This is a genomic window from Zavarzinia sp. (assembly GCF_049306435.1).
Taxonomy (GTDB): Bacteria; Pseudomonadota; Alphaproteobacteria; order Zavarziniales; family Zavarziniaceae; genus Zavarzinia.
The window spans coordinates 1-3,961 of record NZ_JBAQRT010000228.1; the positions used below are offsets into that span (position 1 = coordinate 1).

At 68.8% G+C, this 3,961-nt stretch carries 1 protein-coding gene; it reads left to right on the forward strand.

The features are described 5' to 3' along the window. Positions 1-3,961: beta strand repeat-containing protein (locus tag WAZ62_RS13325; protein WP_422644025.1), on the forward strand; the 3,961-nt coding region annotated here is incomplete at both ends.

The window sequence follows — 3,961 nt, forward strand, 5'->3', positions numbered from 1 at the left end:
GCGCAGGGCGACGGCGGCACCATCGTCGTCTGGTCGGACAAGGCGACGGATTTCGCCGGCTCGGCCCGGGCGACCGGCGGCGCCGGGGGCGGCGATGGCGGCCTGATCGAGACCTCCTCGATGGGCAAGCTCGATGTCTCGGGGGCCGTGATCAATGCCTCGGCCCCGGCCGGCAAGGGCGGCGAATGGCTGCTCGACCCCGCCGATATCGCCATCGTCAATCGCGGCACGGCGATTCCGCCCGATGGCGTCTTCATCCCCGCCGATACATCCACCATCTCGATCGAATCCATCTTCGACGTGCTGAAGACTGGCACCAATGTCAGCATCGTCACCAATGACCCCGCGCTGAAAGGCGACGGCAATATTTCCTATCTCGCCAATGCCGCCTATGACCTCGGCGGCGTCAGCGCCAGCCTTCGCCTCGAAGCCGCGGGGGCGATCGACTGGTCGGGCACGCTTCAGGTTTCGAACGGCACGCTGGGCATCGACGCGCAGGCGGGCCAGGGCATCCTGTGGTCGGGCATTCTCGACGGCAGCGCCGCCGCCCTGACCCTGAAGGCGACCGCCGGCGGCTCGATCAAGATCTTCGACGGCAAGCTGATCGCCGACACGATCGACCTGCGCGGCTGCATGACCGGCGCCGGGGGCTGCGGCACCGATGCCGACCCCTATGGCATCGGCATCCAGCCGACTGCCAGCGGCACCTCCGGCTCTGTCCCGTCGATCGAAATCGACGCCGATCAGCTGACCCTGCTCGGTGGCCTCGGCGGCGTCGGCATCGATCACGGCGAGGATTCCGAATCCTCGATCAACATCGCGGTCGGCCGCAATCTGCACATGCAGGGTTACGGCTTCGATCCCTTCCATATCGGCAATGGCATCTTCAGCCCGGGTGCGACGGCGACGGTCCTGATCACTGGCGCCTTCCGCAATTCCGATCTCGGCGCCCTGGTCGGCGCGCCCGCCGGCACGGATGTCCCCGGTCTTTCCGAGACCGAGTTGCTGGCCCTCGGCGACTTCCAGTCGCTGACCCTGCGCACCGGCGCCGCGTCCTCGACCTTCGATGCCGACGAAGCCTCGGGCACGGCCAGCGTGCTGGTCGGCGCGGCGGTGCCGGGCGGCGTCTCCCTCGACCTGCCGCTCGACATTTTCGTCGAGGCCAATGACGGCGGCAGTTTCTATCTGGCGCCGGATGTCACCATCAGCAGCGGCGGCAATGTCTCGATCACCACCTCGGGCGCGGCGGCGAGCGCGGCCTTGCTGGGCGCCACCACGCTTTCCGGCGACCTGACCGTCAATTCCGCCCATATCGTGCTGGCCCATGACCTCGATATCGGCGGCGACATCCAGATGAATGGCGATGTCGCCGTCGATTCCCCGGCGATCGCGATCAAGGCCGGCGGCGATCTGGACATCGCGGGCACCCTCGACGGCTATCTGGGTTTCTCGACCCCCGCCATCCCCGACGTCACCCTGACCGCCGCGTCGGGCCTGGTGCGGATCGGGGGCGGTGCCGGTTTCGGCGTCGGTCTGGGGTCCCTGTCCGTCACCGCCGTCTCTATCGATCTGGCCGGCGTCTCGACCACCGGCGACCAGACCTATGAGGCGGCGGCGATCAACCTGTTCGGCCGCGCCGGTAGCGGCATCGACTATCTGTCGGCGGCGGGCGATATCACTGTCGGGGGCAGGACCCGGCTGACGGGCGACATCGCCATGACCGCGACGGATGGCGATATCCGTTTCAGCGGGAACATCCAGCGATCGGGCGCGGCGGATACCGCCAGCCTCGCGCTGACGGCCGGTGGCAGCGGGGGCGAGATCGTCGTCGGTGGTGATATCGGCAATGTCGAGGGGCTGCTCGACGGGCTGAATGTCTCGGCCACTCGCGCCTTCACCCTGCACGACGTGCGGACGAGCGGCGATCAGACCTATGCCGCCCCGCTCGGCCGATTCATGGGCGAGACCTATCGCACGACCACCGGCGATATTGTCGCCGCCGCGACCACGAGCGCACTGATTTCCGGCGTGACCGAGTTCGACGCCGGTGGCGGCGCCAGTTTCGGCCGGATCGATGCGGTGAGTGACGGCGACGCGGCCCTGACCGTGATCGCCCGCGACGGCAGCATCGGCTTCCTTGGCGATATCGGCCACGACACGCGGCTGGGCTTCCTGTCGGCCAGCGCGACCGACACGATCAGCGCGGCCGACATGCGCGCGACCGGCAACATCGAACTGTTCGCGACCGACATCCGCTTCACCGGCGCCAGCTTTGTCGCGGGTGGCGATTTCCTGGCCTCGGGCCGCATGACGATCGATCAGGACGCGATGATCGTCGGCGGCACCCTGGTCCTGCTGGACGGCGACATCGATCTGGCCTCGGCGGGCGATGCCGGACTGTCGATCGTCACGGAAGCGGGCAACGCCATCCTGATCGGCGATGTCGGCGGCGTGGCCGCGCTCGGCTATCTCGATATCGTGGCCCGTGACGGCATCCGTCTCGGCAATGTGCGGACGACGGGCGATCAGCATTATGCCGGTGCCGCCACCGGCCTTCGCGGCTCGAGCTATATCACCGACGGCGACTTCACCATCGTCGGCGAGACGACGATCAAGGACAGCGTCGGCGTTTTCGCCGGGGGCGATATCGACATCGGGGACCGCCTCGACGTCGACGAACTCAGCCCGCCGGAAGCGGTCACCCGTTTCGAGGCCTCGGCGGGCGGCAGCCTGACCATCGCGGGACCGATCGGCGGACTTTCCCCGATCGGCACGCTCGATCTTCGGGCCATCGGCGATGTCGCCGTCGGCGCCATCGATGTCACCGGCGCCCTCAGGGTGGCGGCGGGCGGCATCCTTCACCTTCTCGACAGCCATGTGCGCGCCGGCGCCACGATCGACATGAGGGGCGACGTCCGGCTGCGCTACGACACCGAGATCGATGCCCGGGGCGATGTGACCATCGATGGCCCGATCGACGCGGATGGCGAATCCGACGGGATCCCGTCGCTCGCCATCACCTCCGAAATCGGCGCCGTTCGCGTCGACGGGGCGATCGGCACCCGGTCGGCCATGACGGACATCCGGGTAACCGCGGCGGATACGATCACCCTCGGCGATGTCGCCAGTCAGGGTAGCCAGATCTACGATGGGCCCGTGACCCATCTCCAGGGCTCGGCCTATGACGCCGGGCGTGGCTTCACCGTGACGGGCGATACCGAAATCGCCCAGGACACAACGATCGTCGCCGGCACCAACATCTCGTTCGGCGGCAGGATCGACGCGAGCGCGCCAGACGATGGCGACCGCCCGGCGGCGCCGTCGCTGACGGCCGAGGCGGGCGGCACCCTTTCCGTGGCCGATGATATCGGGGGCCTGCGCATTCTCGGCGACGTCGATCTGTCCGCCGATGGCGACGTCCTCGTCCGTTCGGTGGCGGCGACCGGCGCCATCTCGATCGCCGCCGGCCAGTTCGTGAAACTGGCCACCAGCACGCTCGACGCGGGCACGGATATCACCCTCCTTGGTGCCGTGTCCCTGCTGGGCGATGCCTTGATGCGGGCGGGCGATTCCGTGTCTGTCCAGGGCACCATCGATGCCCGTGATGAGTCCCCGGGGCTTGGGGCCGGTTCCCCTGCCGCCGGGCCCGCGCCAAACCTCGAGATCGATGCCGCCGCCGGCGACGTGCGGATCACCGGGGCGGTCGGCGCCGTCGCGGCCCCGGGCGATGTTTCCATCAGCGCGGGCGGCGCGGTGAAAATCGCCGACATCGAGGCCGGGGGCTCGCTCTCCATGCTCGGCGCGGCGATCACTTTCGACGGTGGTCGCTATGTCGCGGGCGGCACCTTCGGCGCGCAGGGACCGGTGACGATGACGCGGGCGACCACGGTCACCGCCGGGGGCGACATGCTCTTCGGCGGCACGATCGACATGCTGCCGGGCCTCGACGGCGGCGATGCCT